16 protein-coding genes are annotated in these 15183 nt (G+C 32.3%); 7 read left to right on the top strand and 9 right to left on the bottom strand.

The genetic code is table 11. The features are described from left to right. Positions 1-89: 89 nt before the first annotated feature. Positions 90-1148, bottom strand: coding sequence for a glycosyltransferase family 4 protein (locus SSP_RS09870; protein ID WP_002483912.1), 1059 nt, complete (start codon positions 1146-1148; stop codon positions 90-92). Positions 1149-1543: 395 nt separating this feature from the next. Here SSP_RS09870 and SSP_RS09875 point away from each other — a divergent pair, with 395 nt between their 5' ends. The 4 genes from SSP_RS09875 to pepT all read left to right on the top strand — a co-directional run bounded on the left by SSP_RS09875 (position 1544) and on the right by pepT (position 5475). Continuing rightward, positions 1544-2614, top strand: coding sequence for a GGDEF domain-containing protein GdpS (locus SSP_RS09875; RefSeq protein WP_011303636.1), 1071 nt, complete (start codon positions 1544-1546; stop codon positions 2612-2614). A gap of 336 nt (positions 2615-2950) precedes the next feature. Continuing rightward, on the top strand, positions 2951-3712 hold the full coding sequence (locus SSP_RS09880; protein WP_011303637.1) for a threonine/serine exporter family protein: 762 nt from the start codon (positions 2951-2953) through the stop codon (positions 3710-3712). 16 nt (positions 3713-3728) lie between these two features. Next, positions 3729-4229: a threonine/serine exporter family protein gene (locus tag SSP_RS09885; RefSeq protein ID WP_011303638.1), complete on the top strand. Its 501-nt coding sequence runs from the start codon at positions 3729-3731 to the stop codon at positions 4227-4229. Positions 4230-4242: 13 nt separating this feature from the next. Further along, positions 4243-5475 (top strand): peptidase T, encoded by a 1233-nt coding sequence (gene pepT / locus SSP_RS09890; RefSeq protein ID WP_011303639.1) that lies wholly within the window; start codon positions 4243-4245, stop codon positions 5473-5475. A gap of 248 nt (positions 5476-5723) precedes the next feature. Here the strand turns inward: pepT and SSP_RS09895 are convergent, their stop codons facing one another. The 3 genes from SSP_RS09895 to SSP_RS09905 all read right to left on the bottom strand — a co-directional run bounded on the left by SSP_RS09895 (position 5724) and on the right by SSP_RS09905 (position 8589). After that, complete coding sequence (locus SSP_RS09895) at positions 5724-6845, bottom strand: glycerate kinase (protein ID WP_002483917.1); 1122 nt, start codon at positions 6843-6845, stop codon at positions 5724-5726. A gap of 375 nt (positions 6846-7220) precedes the next feature. Continuing rightward, positions 7221-7541 carry a bacillithiol system redox-active protein YtxJ gene (ytxJ, locus tag SSP_RS09900; RefSeq protein WP_011303640.1) on the bottom strand — a complete coding sequence of 107 codons (321 nt, stop codon included), beginning with the start codon at positions 7539-7541 and terminating at the stop codon, positions 7221-7223. A gap of 154 nt (positions 7542-7695) precedes the next feature. Then, positions 7696-8589: an EMYY motif lipoprotein gene (locus tag SSP_RS09905; RefSeq protein ID WP_011303641.1), complete on the bottom strand. Its 894-nt coding sequence runs from the start codon at positions 8587-8589 to the stop codon at positions 7696-7698. A 127-nt stretch (positions 8590-8716) separates the two neighbouring features. Here SSP_RS09905 and SSP_RS09910 point away from each other — a divergent pair, with 127 nt between their 5' ends. From SSP_RS09910 to SSP_RS09920, 3 genes are all read left to right on the top strand, one after another. Then, the gene (locus tag SSP_RS09910) at positions 8717-9235 is read left to right on the top strand and encodes a GrpB family protein (RefSeq protein ID WP_011303642.1); all 519 of its coding nucleotides are present in this window, start codon (positions 8717-8719) and stop codon (positions 9233-9235) included. A 160-nt stretch (positions 9236-9395) separates the two neighbouring features. Then, a complete protein-coding gene (gene murB / locus SSP_RS09915; protein WP_002483921.1) occupies positions 9396-10322 on the top strand; it encodes a UDP-N-acetylmuramate dehydrogenase in 927 nt (308 codons plus the stop codon). Positions 10323-10333: 11 nt separating this feature from the next. Beyond that, the gene (locus SSP_RS09920; RefSeq protein ID WP_011303643.1) at positions 10334-10648 is read left to right on the top strand and encodes a CHY zinc finger protein; all 315 of its coding nucleotides are present in this window, start codon (positions 10334-10336) and stop codon (positions 10646-10648) included. 113 nt (positions 10649-10761) lie between these two features. Here SSP_RS09920 and SSP_RS09925 read toward each other — a convergent pair whose 3' ends face one another. From SSP_RS09925 to SSP_RS09945, 5 genes are all read right to left on the bottom strand, one after another. Beyond that, entirely contained in the window at positions 10762-11088 is a 327-nt protein-coding gene (locus SSP_RS09925; RefSeq protein ID WP_002483922.1) for a PH domain-containing protein, read from the bottom strand. Between the two features lie 206 nt (positions 11089-11294). After that, on the bottom strand, positions 11295-12341 hold the full coding sequence (locus SSP_RS09930) for a ferrated catecholamine ABC transporter substrate-binding lipoprotein SstD (RefSeq protein ID WP_011303644.1): 1047 nt from the start codon (positions 12339-12341) through the stop codon (positions 11295-11297). Positions 12342-12444: 103 nt separating this feature from the next. Further along, positions 12445-13245, bottom strand: a complete 801-nt coding sequence (locus SSP_RS09935; RefSeq protein ID WP_011303645.1) for an iron ABC transporter ATP-binding protein — start codon at positions 13243-13245, stop codon at positions 12445-12447. Continuing rightward, positions 13242-14201: an iron chelate uptake ABC transporter family permease subunit gene (locus SSP_RS09940; protein WP_011303646.1), complete on the bottom strand. Its 960-nt coding sequence runs from the start codon at positions 14199-14201 to the stop codon at positions 13242-13244. The genes SSP_RS09935 and SSP_RS09940 overlap by 4 nt, the downstream gene beginning before the upstream one ends. Then, complete coding sequence (locus tag SSP_RS09945; protein ID WP_011303647.1) at positions 14191-15159, bottom strand: ABC transporter permease; 969 nt, start codon at positions 15157-15159, stop codon at positions 14191-14193. Before SSP_RS09945 ends, SSP_RS09940 begins: the two co-directional genes overlap by 11 nt. Positions 15160-15183: the final 24 nt, after the last annotated feature.

Genomic DNA, 15183 nt, shown 5'->3' on the forward strand with positions numbered 1-15183 from the left:
AAGTACTTAAACAAACCGAATCGTACAAAAAACCGACAAGTCAGTAACCTCTGACTTGTCGGTTTTATAGTTTCACAATTTCATTGCTATCACTGTTCATCTTTATTATGCTCTTTATTTTCTATTAATTTCAATAGAGGTCTGTAATCATCATCAATTAATCCTGTAAATTCTACAATCAATTCAATTGTAATGAATATGAGTATGAGCATCATGAATACACCCCAAGGTTGGGATAAGTATAATATAATACTAGAGAGACTAAACAGTATCGCAATTGAATATATCAATAACACGGTTTGTCGATGCGAATAGCCTAATTCTAAGAATTTATGATGCAAATGAGATTTATCGGCCTGCATAATATGTTGACCTTTCTTCACTCGACGTATCATAGCGAATAGTGTATCGATAAATGGTACTGCTAAAATAACGATTGGGAAGAATAAGGATACAAATGTAATGTTTTTAAACCCGAGTAATGATAGAAAGCCTACAATAAATCCAACTAATAGTGCGCCACTGTCACCTAAAAAGATTTTTGCTGGATGGAAATTGAAGAATAAAAATCCTAAAAGTGCACCTATCAATACACTACATATCATTATAATAAATATATTGGCTTGTAATATTGCTATAAAGCCAATTGTCATCAGTGCAATCATTGAAACGCCTGACGCTAGACCATCTAATCCATCGATTAAATTTATCGCATTCGTAATGGCAACAATCCAAATGACCGTTATTGGAATACCAAATATACCAAAATGTATCGTTGGACCAATAGGTAATGAAATAAAGTCAATTGTAACACCATAGTAAACAACGACTAACGCCGCAATTACTTGGCCGAGTAATTTCATAATTGGTTTTAAGTCATAGATATCATCTATCAAACCAACCAAATAGATTAATACAGATCCAATAACAAGCGGTTTGACCTCAGTTTCTATAGGATGTCCAAGCCAAATTCCAACTAAAAACGATAAGAGTATCACAGTTCCACCAAGTACTGAAATAGGTTTAGTATGTACCTTTCTAAAATTCGGTTGATCTACAATCCCTAATTTATGAGAAACTTTTATGACTATTGGTGTAAGTATTAAACTGACTATCATTGAAAAAATGATTAGTAATAATGTATACATCAGTTCACCTTCATTAATATGGTTCTTAATTATTTTAAATTTCAAAGTCTATGTTGAAAATATTTGTTTCATTAAATTGTGAATTCACTTCAAAAATGACTATTTTAATACTTCCTAATAAAAATATAGTCTCATTACACAATTGATATTTTTACATAACTTTATAATACCTTATACGCTTTTACTTATACAACTAGAAGTGCGATAATAAATGCGTTATATTTAGGGATATTATTTATTAAATCAATTTTAGTGAATTTTTAATTTTTCACTAAAAAATAATTTTAACATGAATATTAAGTGAATGTTAGAATTTTCTATTCACCCCATGATGACAAATTGTAAGTTTTCACTTACAATAACTAAGTGTTTATTTAAAGGAGTGTAAAGTAAAAATGTTTGAAGCTATTATCTATAATATTTCTGTTACCGTAGCTGGAATTTATTTATTCCATCGTCTACAATACTCAGAAAATAGAATTATGGTATTTTCAAAAGAATATGTCACTGTTTTAATGACGATAGTAGCGCTTTTACTATCTGCGTACCCTGTCCCAATATTCAATGAGTATACACTCTATTTATCCTTTGTACCTATCCTATTTTTAGGTAGATATACGAATATGTTTTACACTGTTCTATCCGCCTTTATTGTCGGCTTAGTCAATGTTCTGATTGGGGATTATACAATAATTACTGCTATGATATTTATCGTAATAGCAGGCATCATTGGTGCGATAGGTCCATTCTTAAAACAAAGTGATATCATTTCATTGCAAATACTAAATGTCATTGCATTAGTTATTTTTGCAATTTTATCATTAATCAGCCCATATTACGAGATTACAGAAGTCTTATTTTTAATTCCGATTTCATTTGTCTTAACAATAACTTCGTCTATTACCTTTGTTGATATTTGGCATTTCTTCTCATTAGTCAATCGATATGAGAACGAAGATAAAGTAGATTACTTAACTGGATTAGGTAATGTTAAAGAATTCGATAGACATTTAAATGAAACAGCTCGTTTATCTGAAGAAAATAACCAAAGTTTAGGTTTATTACTGATTGATATCGACGGTTTCAAAGATGTGAACGATATGTATTCACATAAATCGGGCGACGCTGTACTCAGACAAGTGGCTCAATTACTTAAAAACTATGTGCCACAACAGTTTAGTATTTATCGTAATGGAGGTGAAGAATTTTCTATTGTTTTGTATGATTATACTTTAGACCAATGTGTCAAATTAAGTGAGAGTATTCGTGGCGGTGTAGAACAATCTACATTCCATTTACCAAACAAAGAAGTCATTAAATTATCCGTATCTATTGGCGTTGGATACTTGACAACAGATGATTACAAATCACAACGAAAAGTGTTTAAAATTGCTGACGATATGTTGCATATGGCTAAAAACGAAGGCCGTAACCAAGTCATGTTTAACCCAATTGTTAAATTATAGGGAGTGGGACTTTACATTTTCAATGCAGCCACCTATCGCCTAAATGAAAAGAGTTTGAGACATCTATTTTTGTCTCAAACTCTTTTTTCGTAAAAATAAATGTAACGTTTCTTTCACCTACCATGCCCTTCACACAGCGCGATTCATCCATATGTTTTACTTTTTCTAAATAAAGTTTCAATTAAAGCATTGAATAAGTATAGTAATGAAAATGAGTTTGTTACAATATATAATGTTATATAAAACATTAATTATCGTAAGATACGCTATTGAAAGTTTTTATTCGACAATGTAAACTTTCAATTGTTCTATTAACAATTCAGGAGGTGCGAAGCTATGTCAGATTCAATTACCATCATTGATGAAGATAAAGTCATTGATGTCGTATTAATCGCAGGCAGAATTTTACTAGAAAGCGGTGCTGAAACGTATCGTGTTGAAGATACAATGACAAGAATCGCTGCAAGTTATGGTTTAGATGATACATATAGCTTTGTAACATCAACTGCAATCATTTTTTCGTTAAATAATCGTACAAATACACGACTCATTAGAATTCGTGAACGTACTACAGATTTAGAAAAAATTGCATTAACAAATAGTTTGTCTCGTAAAATATCTAGTAACAAGCTTGATATTGATCAAGCAAAATCTGAACTTATCCATTTACACCATGCTTCCTTGCAGTATTCATCAATTACCAATTTTGTTGCAGCAGCAATTGCCTGTGGCTTTTTCCTATTTATGTTTGGTGGCGTCATTAATGATTTTATATTTGCAATTATCGCTGGTGCTGGTGCCTTTTTAACTTTCAGCTATGTACAACGCTATATTCAAATTAAATTCTTTTCTGAATTTATCAGTGCAGCTGTTGTTATAGCTATCGCTGCTTTCTTCACTAAAATAGGTTGGGCACACAACCAAGATATCATAACCATTGCCGGTGTTATGCCCTTAGTACCCGGTATATTGATTACAAATGCAATTCGTGATCTAATGGCTGGTGAATTAATTGCAGGCATGTCACGTGGCGTTGAAGCTGCACTAACCTCATTTGCAATTGGTGCCGGTGTTGCCATCGTCTTATTAATCTTTTAGAAAAGGAGTGCTGATAATGTTCATTGTTTATTACTTTTTACAGTTTATGATTAGCTTTTTCGCATCAATGTTATTTTCTATTCTTTTTAATGCACCTAGACGCCTCCTTTTAGCCTGTGGTTTTGTTGGTGCCATGGGATGGATTATTTATAAATTATCCTTTGATGCTGATTTAGGTAAAGTGTTAGCGTCATTTTTAGGTAGTTTTATTTTAGCAATTATGAGTCATGTCATGAGTAGACGTTATAAACGTCCTGTTATTATCTTTATCGTTCCAGGAATTATACCTCTTGTACCTGGTGGTTTAGCTTACGAAGCCACACGTTTTCTTGTAAGTAATCAGTATACGCATGCGGTGAATACCTTCCTTGAGGTCACGTTAATCTCTGGAGCTATTGCATTCGGTATATTATGTGCTGAAATCATTTATTATATCTATACACGTGTTAAACAGCATTATGGTAAAATGAAAGGCAAAACATATAAAAAATCTTATAATATAAATAATAGAGCTTAAGGGGTGTTTTTAAATGAAACAAGACATAATTGATCGACTTACAAGATATGTAACAATCGACACACAATCCAATCCAGAATCTACAACGACGCCTTCAACTGAGAAACAATGGGATTTATTAAATTTATTAAACGATGAATTGACTGATTTGGGATTAGAAACAGATATTGACGAACAAGGTTACTTATTTGCTACTTTAGACAGTAATGTAGACATCGATTTACCTACTGTCGGATTTTTGGCACATATTGATACTTCACCTGACTTCAACGCGTCTCATGTAAATCCTCAAATTATTGACAACTATGATGGGACACCGATTCAATTAGGTAAGACGAACCGTACATTAAGCCAAGATGTATTCCCTGCTATGAAAAACGTTGAAGGTCATACATTAATGATTACAGATGGTACTTCTTTGTTAGGTGCTGACGATAAAGCCGGTGTAGTTGAAATTATGGAAGCTTTAAAATACTTAACTTCACATCCTGAAATTAAACACGGTAAAATTCGCGTAGCCTTTACGCCCGATGAAGAAATTGGAAGAGGTCCACATGAATTTGATGTAGAACGTTTTAATGCTGATTTCGCATACACGATGGATGGTAGTGAGTACGGAGAATTACAGTATGAAAGCTTTAATGCTGCAGAAGCGATCGTGACATGCCATGGCGTGAACGTTCATCCTGGATCAGCGAAAGATGCTATGATAAACGCTGTATTATTAGGTCAGCAATTTAATGCTTTATTACCACAAAATGAAGTTCCAGAAAGAACGGAAGGTTATGAAGGATTTTATCATTTAATGAAAATAAATGGCGATGTTGAAAAAACAACCTTACAATATATTATTCGTGATCATGATAGAAACGAATTTGAATTACGTAAAAAACGTCTCGTCGAAATAAAAAATGATATTAACTCACATTTCGAAGATGAACCTATTGAAGTAGAAATTAATGACCAATATTACAATATGGGTGAAAAAATCGAACCTAACCCACACGTGATTGATATACCTAAACGTGTTTTCGAAAAATTAGGCATTCCAGCAAATACCGCACCAATACGCGGTGGTACTGATGGTTCTCAACTTTCATATATGGGACTACCTACACCAAACATTTTCACAGGTTGTGACAATTTCCATGGACCATTCGAATACGCGTCTATTGATGTCATGGAAAAAGCAGTACAAGTTGTAGTCGGTATAGCTGAAGAAGTTGTAAATACTTACGATAAGTAAGTAATACTAAAAGTAGTTGTTTTTACTTTTAAACATGTAGCGCCTATGACACAAATACAAAAAATAGAGCTAATCCGATATGGATTAGCTCTATTTTTATTACTTTGAACATGGCCACATATCTAAAATATACATCCTGTCAGTATACGCCCCATTATGCAACTAATCTAAGTATTAGTTCCTGATTAAATTGCTATAAATGGTAGTTTATACGACTTAAAATAAGATATGCTTGTTTCACTTTACGTTTAATTTGTACTGAATTGTGTTTTCAGTAATTTAATTGCCTGAACTGTATAATGTCTAATTTGAATCCCCATTTTAAAATCAGTAAAACTTTCAGGCATTTCAATAAATGTATTAAACATTGATGTAACACCCATTGATTCAAATAAATCAAATTTATCTGGTGTTGCACAAATTGCAATCGATGGTTTGTCATATTTCGTAGCTAACTCTGCAAGGCGAACAGTTGTAGTTTCTAATATTTGGTCTTCTTCATTGACACCTTCTCCAAAAATAATTAAATCCGCCTGTTTAATCAATGAATCTAAATGTGTTATTTGGTCAACTAATGCATGACTTGTCATAATTTCTGCATCAAAAAGCGCTTTTAGCACTGCAGCAATACCGCCTCCTGCACCACCTCTTTGAATCGGTCCAAGCGCGAGTTTGAGTTCGCTTTTAAATATTTCACTTAAATACCAAATTAAATTATCAATTTCTGCTGCATTTTCTCTACTTAAACCATAAGTTTCATAGGTTTGCATAATCTCACTATGTTTACCATATAATTTACTATCAAAATCTGACATTACTTGAAAACGAACATCTTTTAATTTTGAGTTTAATGCAGAAGTATCTATTTTTCGAATGTACTTCAACATACGACTACCTTCACGCATATCAACTTCTTGAGCTTCATCATCATAAAATTTAGCACCTAAGGCCTGTAACATGCCTGCACCACCATCAAAACTTGCGATACCGCCTAATGATATAACAATATGGTCTGCATCATTTTCAAGTGCATCAGCAATGATTTCACCCATACCAAAACTCGTGCGCTCATTTATCGGTTTTTGACCACTTAAAAATAAATTACCTTCAATCACAGTCATACCACTATCTGTAATACCGTAAATGGCTTCTACTTCATTCATATCAGCATCATGTGTAGGCACTCTATATTTGGTTCCTGATTGCCATAAAAAGACAGAATCCATTAATTCATGGCGTCCGTTAAACAATGGCACTTGAACGATATCTGCTTTCTCAATTTGGCTTGCTACCGCTTCTTCCACATAGCGGTTTGCTTGATAACTCGAAATAATTCCATTAAATTCATCCATCGCCACTAAAACTTTCATATTGTCACCTCAAGTATTTTATCAATTCATTTTTGTATTTTTGTATAATGAAACATAAACTATTATAAAGTCATTTTCAACCAGATTGAACCACAAAAATTTGTGGTCTTGGTTAATGAAGTAGGCAACAGATAAATATGTTGGCCATCGTCTGCGAAGTCTATTTATAGCATGTGTTAGCTATCCTAACCTCACTACCTGTATCTATAAGTAGCCACATATAGTCATTCCCAATAAAGTAGTAGTCTATATTTCATATTCAACTATTTATTATACATGTCAGATGAACATTTTTCACATTATAAGAAACGCTTGCTAATCACTTTCATTTAGAGAAGCGGTTAACAAGCGTTTTTTTGCATATTCTGTTATGTTTTACTCTTCAGCGTTAGCTAAAGTCGTAACGTTAATATCACTGTGACTCGCATTCCAAATCGCCTGTCCCTTAACAAAATAAAATGCTTGTGGCGATTCATGTTTTACATTTGTTTTTTCTTCTATATAATTCGATAAGTCTCTTTCTTGTTGCACAATTAAATAATAACCATCCATATCACGTTCATATAAGAATTTATTAAATTGATCCATTGCATTTGCTGAAATTGGGCACGTTTCACTGTGCTTCAATACAAATACATAATTATTTTCTTTTATAATTTGCTCAAACTGGTCAATCGAACTCAGCTTTATAGCCATTCTATTCACCTCTAAAAATATTTAACACACCCAAATTGTTTCAAAAAGTGTGAAATCTCCAGGATATACTCATATCATTGTTTCCAATTATACACAATACTCTTTTTGTTGTTAACCGTTTATTTAAATTTTTATAACAATACAAATTTCTTTGTTAATTATAGTCTTCTTTTACATTGTTATATTGTTTATCAAATACGGCATCATATTTTTCTAAATCTTCACTTTCTTTAGGTAAAGTTTTATGATCTATTTTTGATAACTCATCACTAATATCAATTGTTTCTACACGTGTTTCATAATAATTTTGCAAGCTGTAATACATTTCAATCGCATTTTTACGCGCACTATTTACATAGTTATTCGTAATTTCAGCTTTGTTTAAATCTTTAATTTGTTTATTAATTAAAGGCATGATGTCTTTTTCAATCGATTGCTTAACTTTAGCTGAATCTGTTGAATCCAACTCTTTTTCTGCTGTATGTCTCAATTCTTTGTTGTTTTCTTCTAATTTATGTTTGAAATTATTAACATCTGTGCGTGCGCCTGCATCATTTGCGTCTTGCATGTGCGCTTCAACTTGAGATCTACTTTTCTCAAATAACTTCGTATATTCTAAAATATCTTCATTTGCTTTAATTGCTTGATTGCATAAATCAACAAATACTTTCAAATCGTTAATAGCTGCTTTCTTATCTTTGACTGACTTTAAGTAGGTAGATTTTAAGTTTTTCGTTTCTTCAGATTCTGCCGGTAATTTTTTAGCTGCTGTCTCATATTCCTCTAACTTAGGGATTAATTTGCGATTAATGTTATTTTGCAAGTCATTAAATGCTTTTTTATCCTTATCAGTCGTATCTGTTTTACTTAAATCATCTAATTGCTTCAATGAAATGTCATCCATGACATGATTAAGTTCTTTTTCCTTATTTTTCACATCATTCAGTGAGCTATCAAAATCTTTGAATTCGTTAGCACCTTCATTACCGCATGCACCAAGGGTTATCACAAAGCCAAACAACAAAGCAATGCAAAGTAATTTTTTCATTTCTGCACTCCTTATCATTCAGTATTATACAGAAACTTATTTAACTTGAAAATAATATGTGATATATTATTTCAGAATTTACAGTTTAACAGTTATATCACAATAAAGAAAGGAGTGAACAACCTATATGAATTCAAACATCCAAGCATTTATTTCTGAGGACAAAGATAATTATTTTGCAGACCAATATCAAAATTTGAAAAAAATGCTTTTTAACCTGCTCGACACACCTGTTAAAACTACACTTCATATCGGTGGAACATCACATTTCAATTACGTTACTGAACCCATTTTAGATATATTAGTAGGCGTAGATAATTTACATGATATCACCGCTTTAGATGAAAAACGTTTGAATTATGAAGGTTTTTATCGTTTACACCATTCATATAAGAAAAAAGTAATTATGGCACAATTTAATAATTTAATAGATTTAAAACAAATAGCACGTTTACATATTATTCAAAAAGATTCTAACCTATACAAAGCGTATATTCAAACGCATCATCAATTGTCTCATGATCAACACACCGCTACACGATTTGGTTCTAAGAAATTGATGTTAGCTAATGAAGTTCGATCTATACGTGCATATGAAAACAAGAAACAACAATTATTTGATTCATTCTCTCACACAGTAAATTAACTTAAATATGGATTATGAAATATAGCCACACATCAATATTAAACACACGATGATCATTGTATTAATAATTTAACAAAATTAATTACCATAGTATTTAGCAAAGACTCCAAATCATTGGTATAATGAATAAATGAATTCAACAGGAAAGGATGTTCTATAGTTGCATAAGGATGACATCTTAAAAGAATTAAAAGCAATTGTCCCAGAAGAAATTATTAAAATTGATGAACCTCTAAAAAAATATACATACACTCAAACAGGGGGTAAAGCCGATTATTATCTTTCCCCAACCCACAACGAACATGTGCAAGCCATTGTGCATTATGCTTACACACATGATATACCTGTGACGTATTTAGGTAATGGGTCTAATATTATTATTCGTGAAGGTGGTATTCGCGGTATTGTGATTAGTTTACTTTCACTTGATTACATTGATGTGTCCGACGATGCTATCATTTCAGGTAGTGGCGCTGCAATCATCGATGTTTCACGTGCTGCAAGAGACCATGGCTTAACTGGTCTTGAATTCGCATGCGGCATACCCGGTTCCATCGGTGGCGCTGTATTTATGAATGCTGGTGCTTATGGCGGTGAAGTAAAAGACTGTATTGATTATGCACTTTGCGTTAATAACAAAGGTGAATTAATCACGTTAACCAATAAAGAACTTGAGTTGGACTATCGTAATAGTATTGTTCAGAAAGAACATCTCGTTGTATTAGAAGCTGCCTTTACCTTAGCACCTGGCGATCAACAAGAAATACAAGCTTCTATGGATGATTTAACAGAAAGAAGAGAATCAAAACAACCACTAGAGTATCCTTCATGTGGTAGTGTATTCCAACGTCCGCCTGGTCATTTCGCTGGCAAGTTGATTCAAGATGCTCATTTGCAAGGTCATCGCATTGGTGGCGTTGAAGTTTCAACAAAACATGCTGGCTTTATGGTTAACGTAGATAAAGGAACGGCAACAGATTATGAAGATTTAATTCATTACGTTCAAAAAATAGTACAAGAAAAATTTGATGTTGAGCTGCACCCTGAAGTTAGAATTATCGGAGAACACCCACTCAATGAACAATAGGAGAAATCACTATGGTAAAAGTATATGGATCCACTGTAGATAATGAGTCACGCTGTACACATTATCAAACACCTTTAGATATTATTGCCATTAAGTTTAAATGTTGTAATAAATACTATCCTTGTTATAAATGCCACAATGAACATGAATCACATAAGATTCAGCGATGGCAAGCAAATGAATTTCACGAAAAAGCTATTTTATGTGGTGTCTGTAATCATGAAATGACAATTAATGACTACATGATGATAGAAGCTTGTCCAAAATGCGATGCCCATTTTAATAATCGCTGTAAGTATCATTATCATTTATACTTTGAAATTTAATAAAGAAACGATATAAAACTTAATTTTGTCATATTAAAAAGCGTAGATGCCATGGTGTGCATCTACGCTTTTTGTTATTTCTTTATTTGTTTGTATCTCATATTCCCAGTGAACTATTGGTCAATTTTATCACTAACATATTGTACAAATGTAGCAACGTCACCTTTTTGAATATTTTTCATAGGCATAGGCCCAATGTTAAAAGTGAAATTAATTTTTTCTCCATCATATTCAATTTTTTCAACTTCATTATATGCAATACTTCTATAATAAAATTCACCGTTCATATCAACATTTAAAATGATTCTCTCATTTGTAGCTATAAAAGCACCCTCAAATTCAGTCGAACCTTGTACTGAATACTCTATTGTGCCTAGAACAGTTGGTCCTTTTTTCTCAGTTGGAAATAAATCATTTGGATTTACATTATCTAATATCATGTACTTTGTCCCCCTACTATTTCTTTAAAACGCTCTATCTAGCATTTATATATTTACTCGAAAGTATGATGATAAAAATATTATAACATTAGTATGATAGTGATGAATAATTTAACGTTTTAACTTATTTTCTTTTCAACAAAAAAGCGCCTGGAATAAATTCCAGACGCTTTTTTCAATCAATATCCCCACATTTTAATGCTTTTTTATTTTTCCATCGCTTTTTCAACTTCATCGATTTGTTTTATCGCTGTTGTTGTTGATCCACTAGCAAAATACCAAAGTTTTGGATCTAATTCATACACTTTATTGTCTTTGATTGCTTTAACATCTTTAATAACGTCATTACCTAATGCTTTTTTAGCTGTAGCGTTATCACTTACTGCTTGACCACGGTCCATTGCGAAAATAATACTTGGATCTTTCTCAGCAATATATTCATTTGTTACGTTTTGACCATGTTGGCTATCTTTAATGTTATCATCTGCAGGAGTGAAGCCCATTGTATCGAAAATCATTGAACCGAAACGTTCACCAGAACCAAATGTTGATAATTCACCTTCATTAACTAATAAGAATAATGCTTTATCATTTTTTAGATCTTTTGTTTTTTCTTTCATACTAGCAATTTTATCATCTAATTCTTTATTTAATGATTTAGCTTTATCTTCTTTATCATAAATTTTTCCTAGATTTTCTGCATTTTTCTTCAATGAATTCAATTCATCTTTATCGTCTGCACCAACATAAACAACTTTTGCATCAGGTGCTGCTTTTTTAAATTCATCTAGATTTTTTTGATTTGCTGTACGTCCAGATATGTATATTACGTCTGGTTTAGCTTCTGCAATTTTATCGAAATTAACTTCTTTAAGACTACCAGTATTTAAATACTTATCATCTTTGAAATCACTTAAGAAATCAGGTAATGACTTGTTACCTTCACCTTTAGGAAGCGCTTTAACTTTATCTTCAAGACCAAGTTCTTTCATTGTGTCTAATGCACCATAATCTAAAACAACTGCCTTTTCAGGGTTTTTAGGCACTTCAACTGTTTCTTTAACAGTCTTGGCATCACTACCATCACGCTTTTCACCATTTGCTTTATAATTATTTTCAATTTTTACAGTTTCATTTGAATCTTTACTCTTCGAATCAGTGTCTGAAGATTTTTTATCTTCTGATCCGCCATTACTACATGCTACTAATAAAAACATTAACCCAACTACTAATAATAACCCTAACTTTTTCATGTGCTTAACTCCTCCTGAATTTTTAATATGTACTACCTTCTATGTCCCTAAAAGTTTAACAACGTTACGGTTGCATCACTCCCTTCAAAGTCCACGCATCATCTTACATCGACTGTGCAAATGATAATTCCGGCACTTCGGTCACTTCATCGTAATAAATACAAATACGTTGTCCACGAATCTCTTCAATTTTGACATCCATATCATATAATTCTTTTAAAATATCTGTTTGGATGACTTCATTTTTCGTACTTGCCTTAACAAGTTGGCCATCTTTCAAAGCAATAATATCGTCTGAATAGCAAGAGGCAAAATTAATATCATGAATAACGACTACAATCGTCTTATCCAACTCTTTGGCTAATCTTCTCAAAGTTTGCATAATTTGAACTGAATGTTTCATGTCCAAATTATTTAACGGTTCATCAAGTAAAATATAATCCGTATCTTGAGCAATAGTCATTGCTACATAAGCACGTTGACGCTGTCCACCAGAAAGTGTTTTTAAATAACGACCTCTAATTTCAGTAAGATGTAATAACTCGAGTGCATACTCAACTTGATCTCTATCTTCTTGCTTCAAACGCCCTTTGGAATGAGGAAAACGTCCAAATTTCACCAATTCTTCAACCGTTATATTCAATTCTGTATGATTAGATTGTTTTAAAATTGATAGTTTTTTAGCCAAGTCATTACTTTTATAATCTGTAATCGCTTTGCCTTCTATATCGATGGTACCTTCTTCAAAGTCAATTAATCGTGTAATAGCAGACAATAGCGTACTTTTACCTGCACCGTTAGGCCCTATCATCGATGTAAGTCGTCCCTTGCGTATCTCTACATCAATATCTTGCAAAATCACTTTATCTTGTATCGTTTTATTAAGCCCTTGTACTCGTATCAATTCGCATGTCTCCTTTTAATTAATAAATAAATGAAGTAACTGCCACCTACTAAATCAATGATGATACTAACTTGCGTTGTTGCTTCAAAGAAATTCTCTACAATTGCTTGCGCTAAAAACAAACTTATCCAACTTATACAAATGGTTGCCGGTAAAATATATTTGTGTTGATACGTTTTCATTAATTCATGAGCCAAGTTTACTGTCAGTAACCCTAAAAATGTAATTGGTCCAACTAATGCCGTTGAAATAGACACCAAAATTGCAACTAGAATTAATAAAATACGTGTTAATGTCTGATAAGAAATCCCTAAATTGATAGCTTGATCTCGACCTAGTAGCAACACGTCTAAATAAGGTATTGCGTATACAGTAATCATAATTAAAATGATAAGTATCACACCACATAAAGTGACCAATTTCGTATTTGACGCATCAAAATTAGCAAACATTGCACTTTGTACAGCTAAAAAATCTTCTGGATTGATAATTAATTCTAAAAAGCCTGTGATACTTCTAAAGAATGTGCCTAAAATAATACCAACAAGTAATATTAAATAGACTGAAACATTTCCGATTCTAAAAATGCCTTGAAATAATAATAATGAAAAACCAATCATAACTATGAGTGATATAAGGAAGCTAATGTATAGATTTGTAACAAATACGGATTGTACTCCGAATACAAAAACAATCAATACTTTTACAAACATATATACAGCGTCCAACCCCATAATAGATGGTGTTAAAAGTCTGTTCGTGGTAATCGCTTGGAAAATAACGACAGACGCAGCAATGGCACCACCTACTAAAATCATGAGGATCAATTTACGCAAACGACTTGTAAATTGATATTGGAATATTTCGAAATCAATACCTATAATGAGATACAATCCCGCGATAACCACAGTAATTGCTATTAACGTAAATAATTTAGACTTAGCACTAATTTGCATAATTATGTCGTCCTTTCATTAACAAGATTATGAAAATAACAGTGCCAAAGACCCCAATCGTTAAACCGATATTAATTTCATATGGATATACAATGATTCTGCCAAAAATATCAGAAAACATTACAAATATAGAACCTAGCATCGCTGTATGCGGCAATGCATTTTTCAGATGGTCTCCCCTAAAAATTGAGACAATATTAGGAACAATAAGCCCTAAGAATGGTAACGTGCCTACAGTTACAACAACCAGTGCTGTAATCGTAGCCGTGATAAACAATCCTATATTAATTATTTTTTCATAATTGACTCCTAAGTTATTACTAAAATCTTTCCCCATACCAGCAATAGTAAAATGATTGGCGAATATATATGTAAGTATTAATAAAGGAATGCTTAAGTATAAAATCTCATATCTACCGCTTGTAATAATGGCGAAGTTACCATTTAACCAGTTTCCTATACTTTGTACTGTATTGGTTCTCAACGCGATAAATGTTGCAAAACTTGATACGATACCACCTAACATGATGCCTAATAGTGGTATGAAAATGACGTCTGTAAAACGAATATATTGTACTAATTTAACGAAAAGGAAAGTACCTGCAATACTTAAAACTACTGCAAAAATTAACTTTATAATGATATTCTCCTGTGGAAAGAAAATCATTGATAATAAAATACCTAGTTTCGCCCATTCCATCGTTCCAGCAGTAGTAGGACTGACAAATTTATTCTGCATCATTTGTTGCATAATTAAACCAGCTAGCGCTAATGTACTACCCGATATGATGATACTAACCGTTCTCGGAATTCTACTTGAAACAATAATATTCATCTGTGATTCTGTAAGATGGAAAATGTCTGTAATTGATACCTTGCTTACGCCTATAAATAAAGAAAGGATTGTAAGTACCAGTAATATAATAGCTAAGACAATACCATTTAATAAAAATTTCATAAATGACCTACCTCTAACCCTTCC

Origin of the sequence: Staphylococcus saprophyticus subsp. saprophyticus ATCC 15305 = NCTC 7292, assembly GCF_000010125.1 — a bacterium.
Lineage (GTDB): Bacteria > Bacillota > Bacilli > Staphylococcales > Staphylococcaceae > Staphylococcus > Staphylococcus saprophyticus.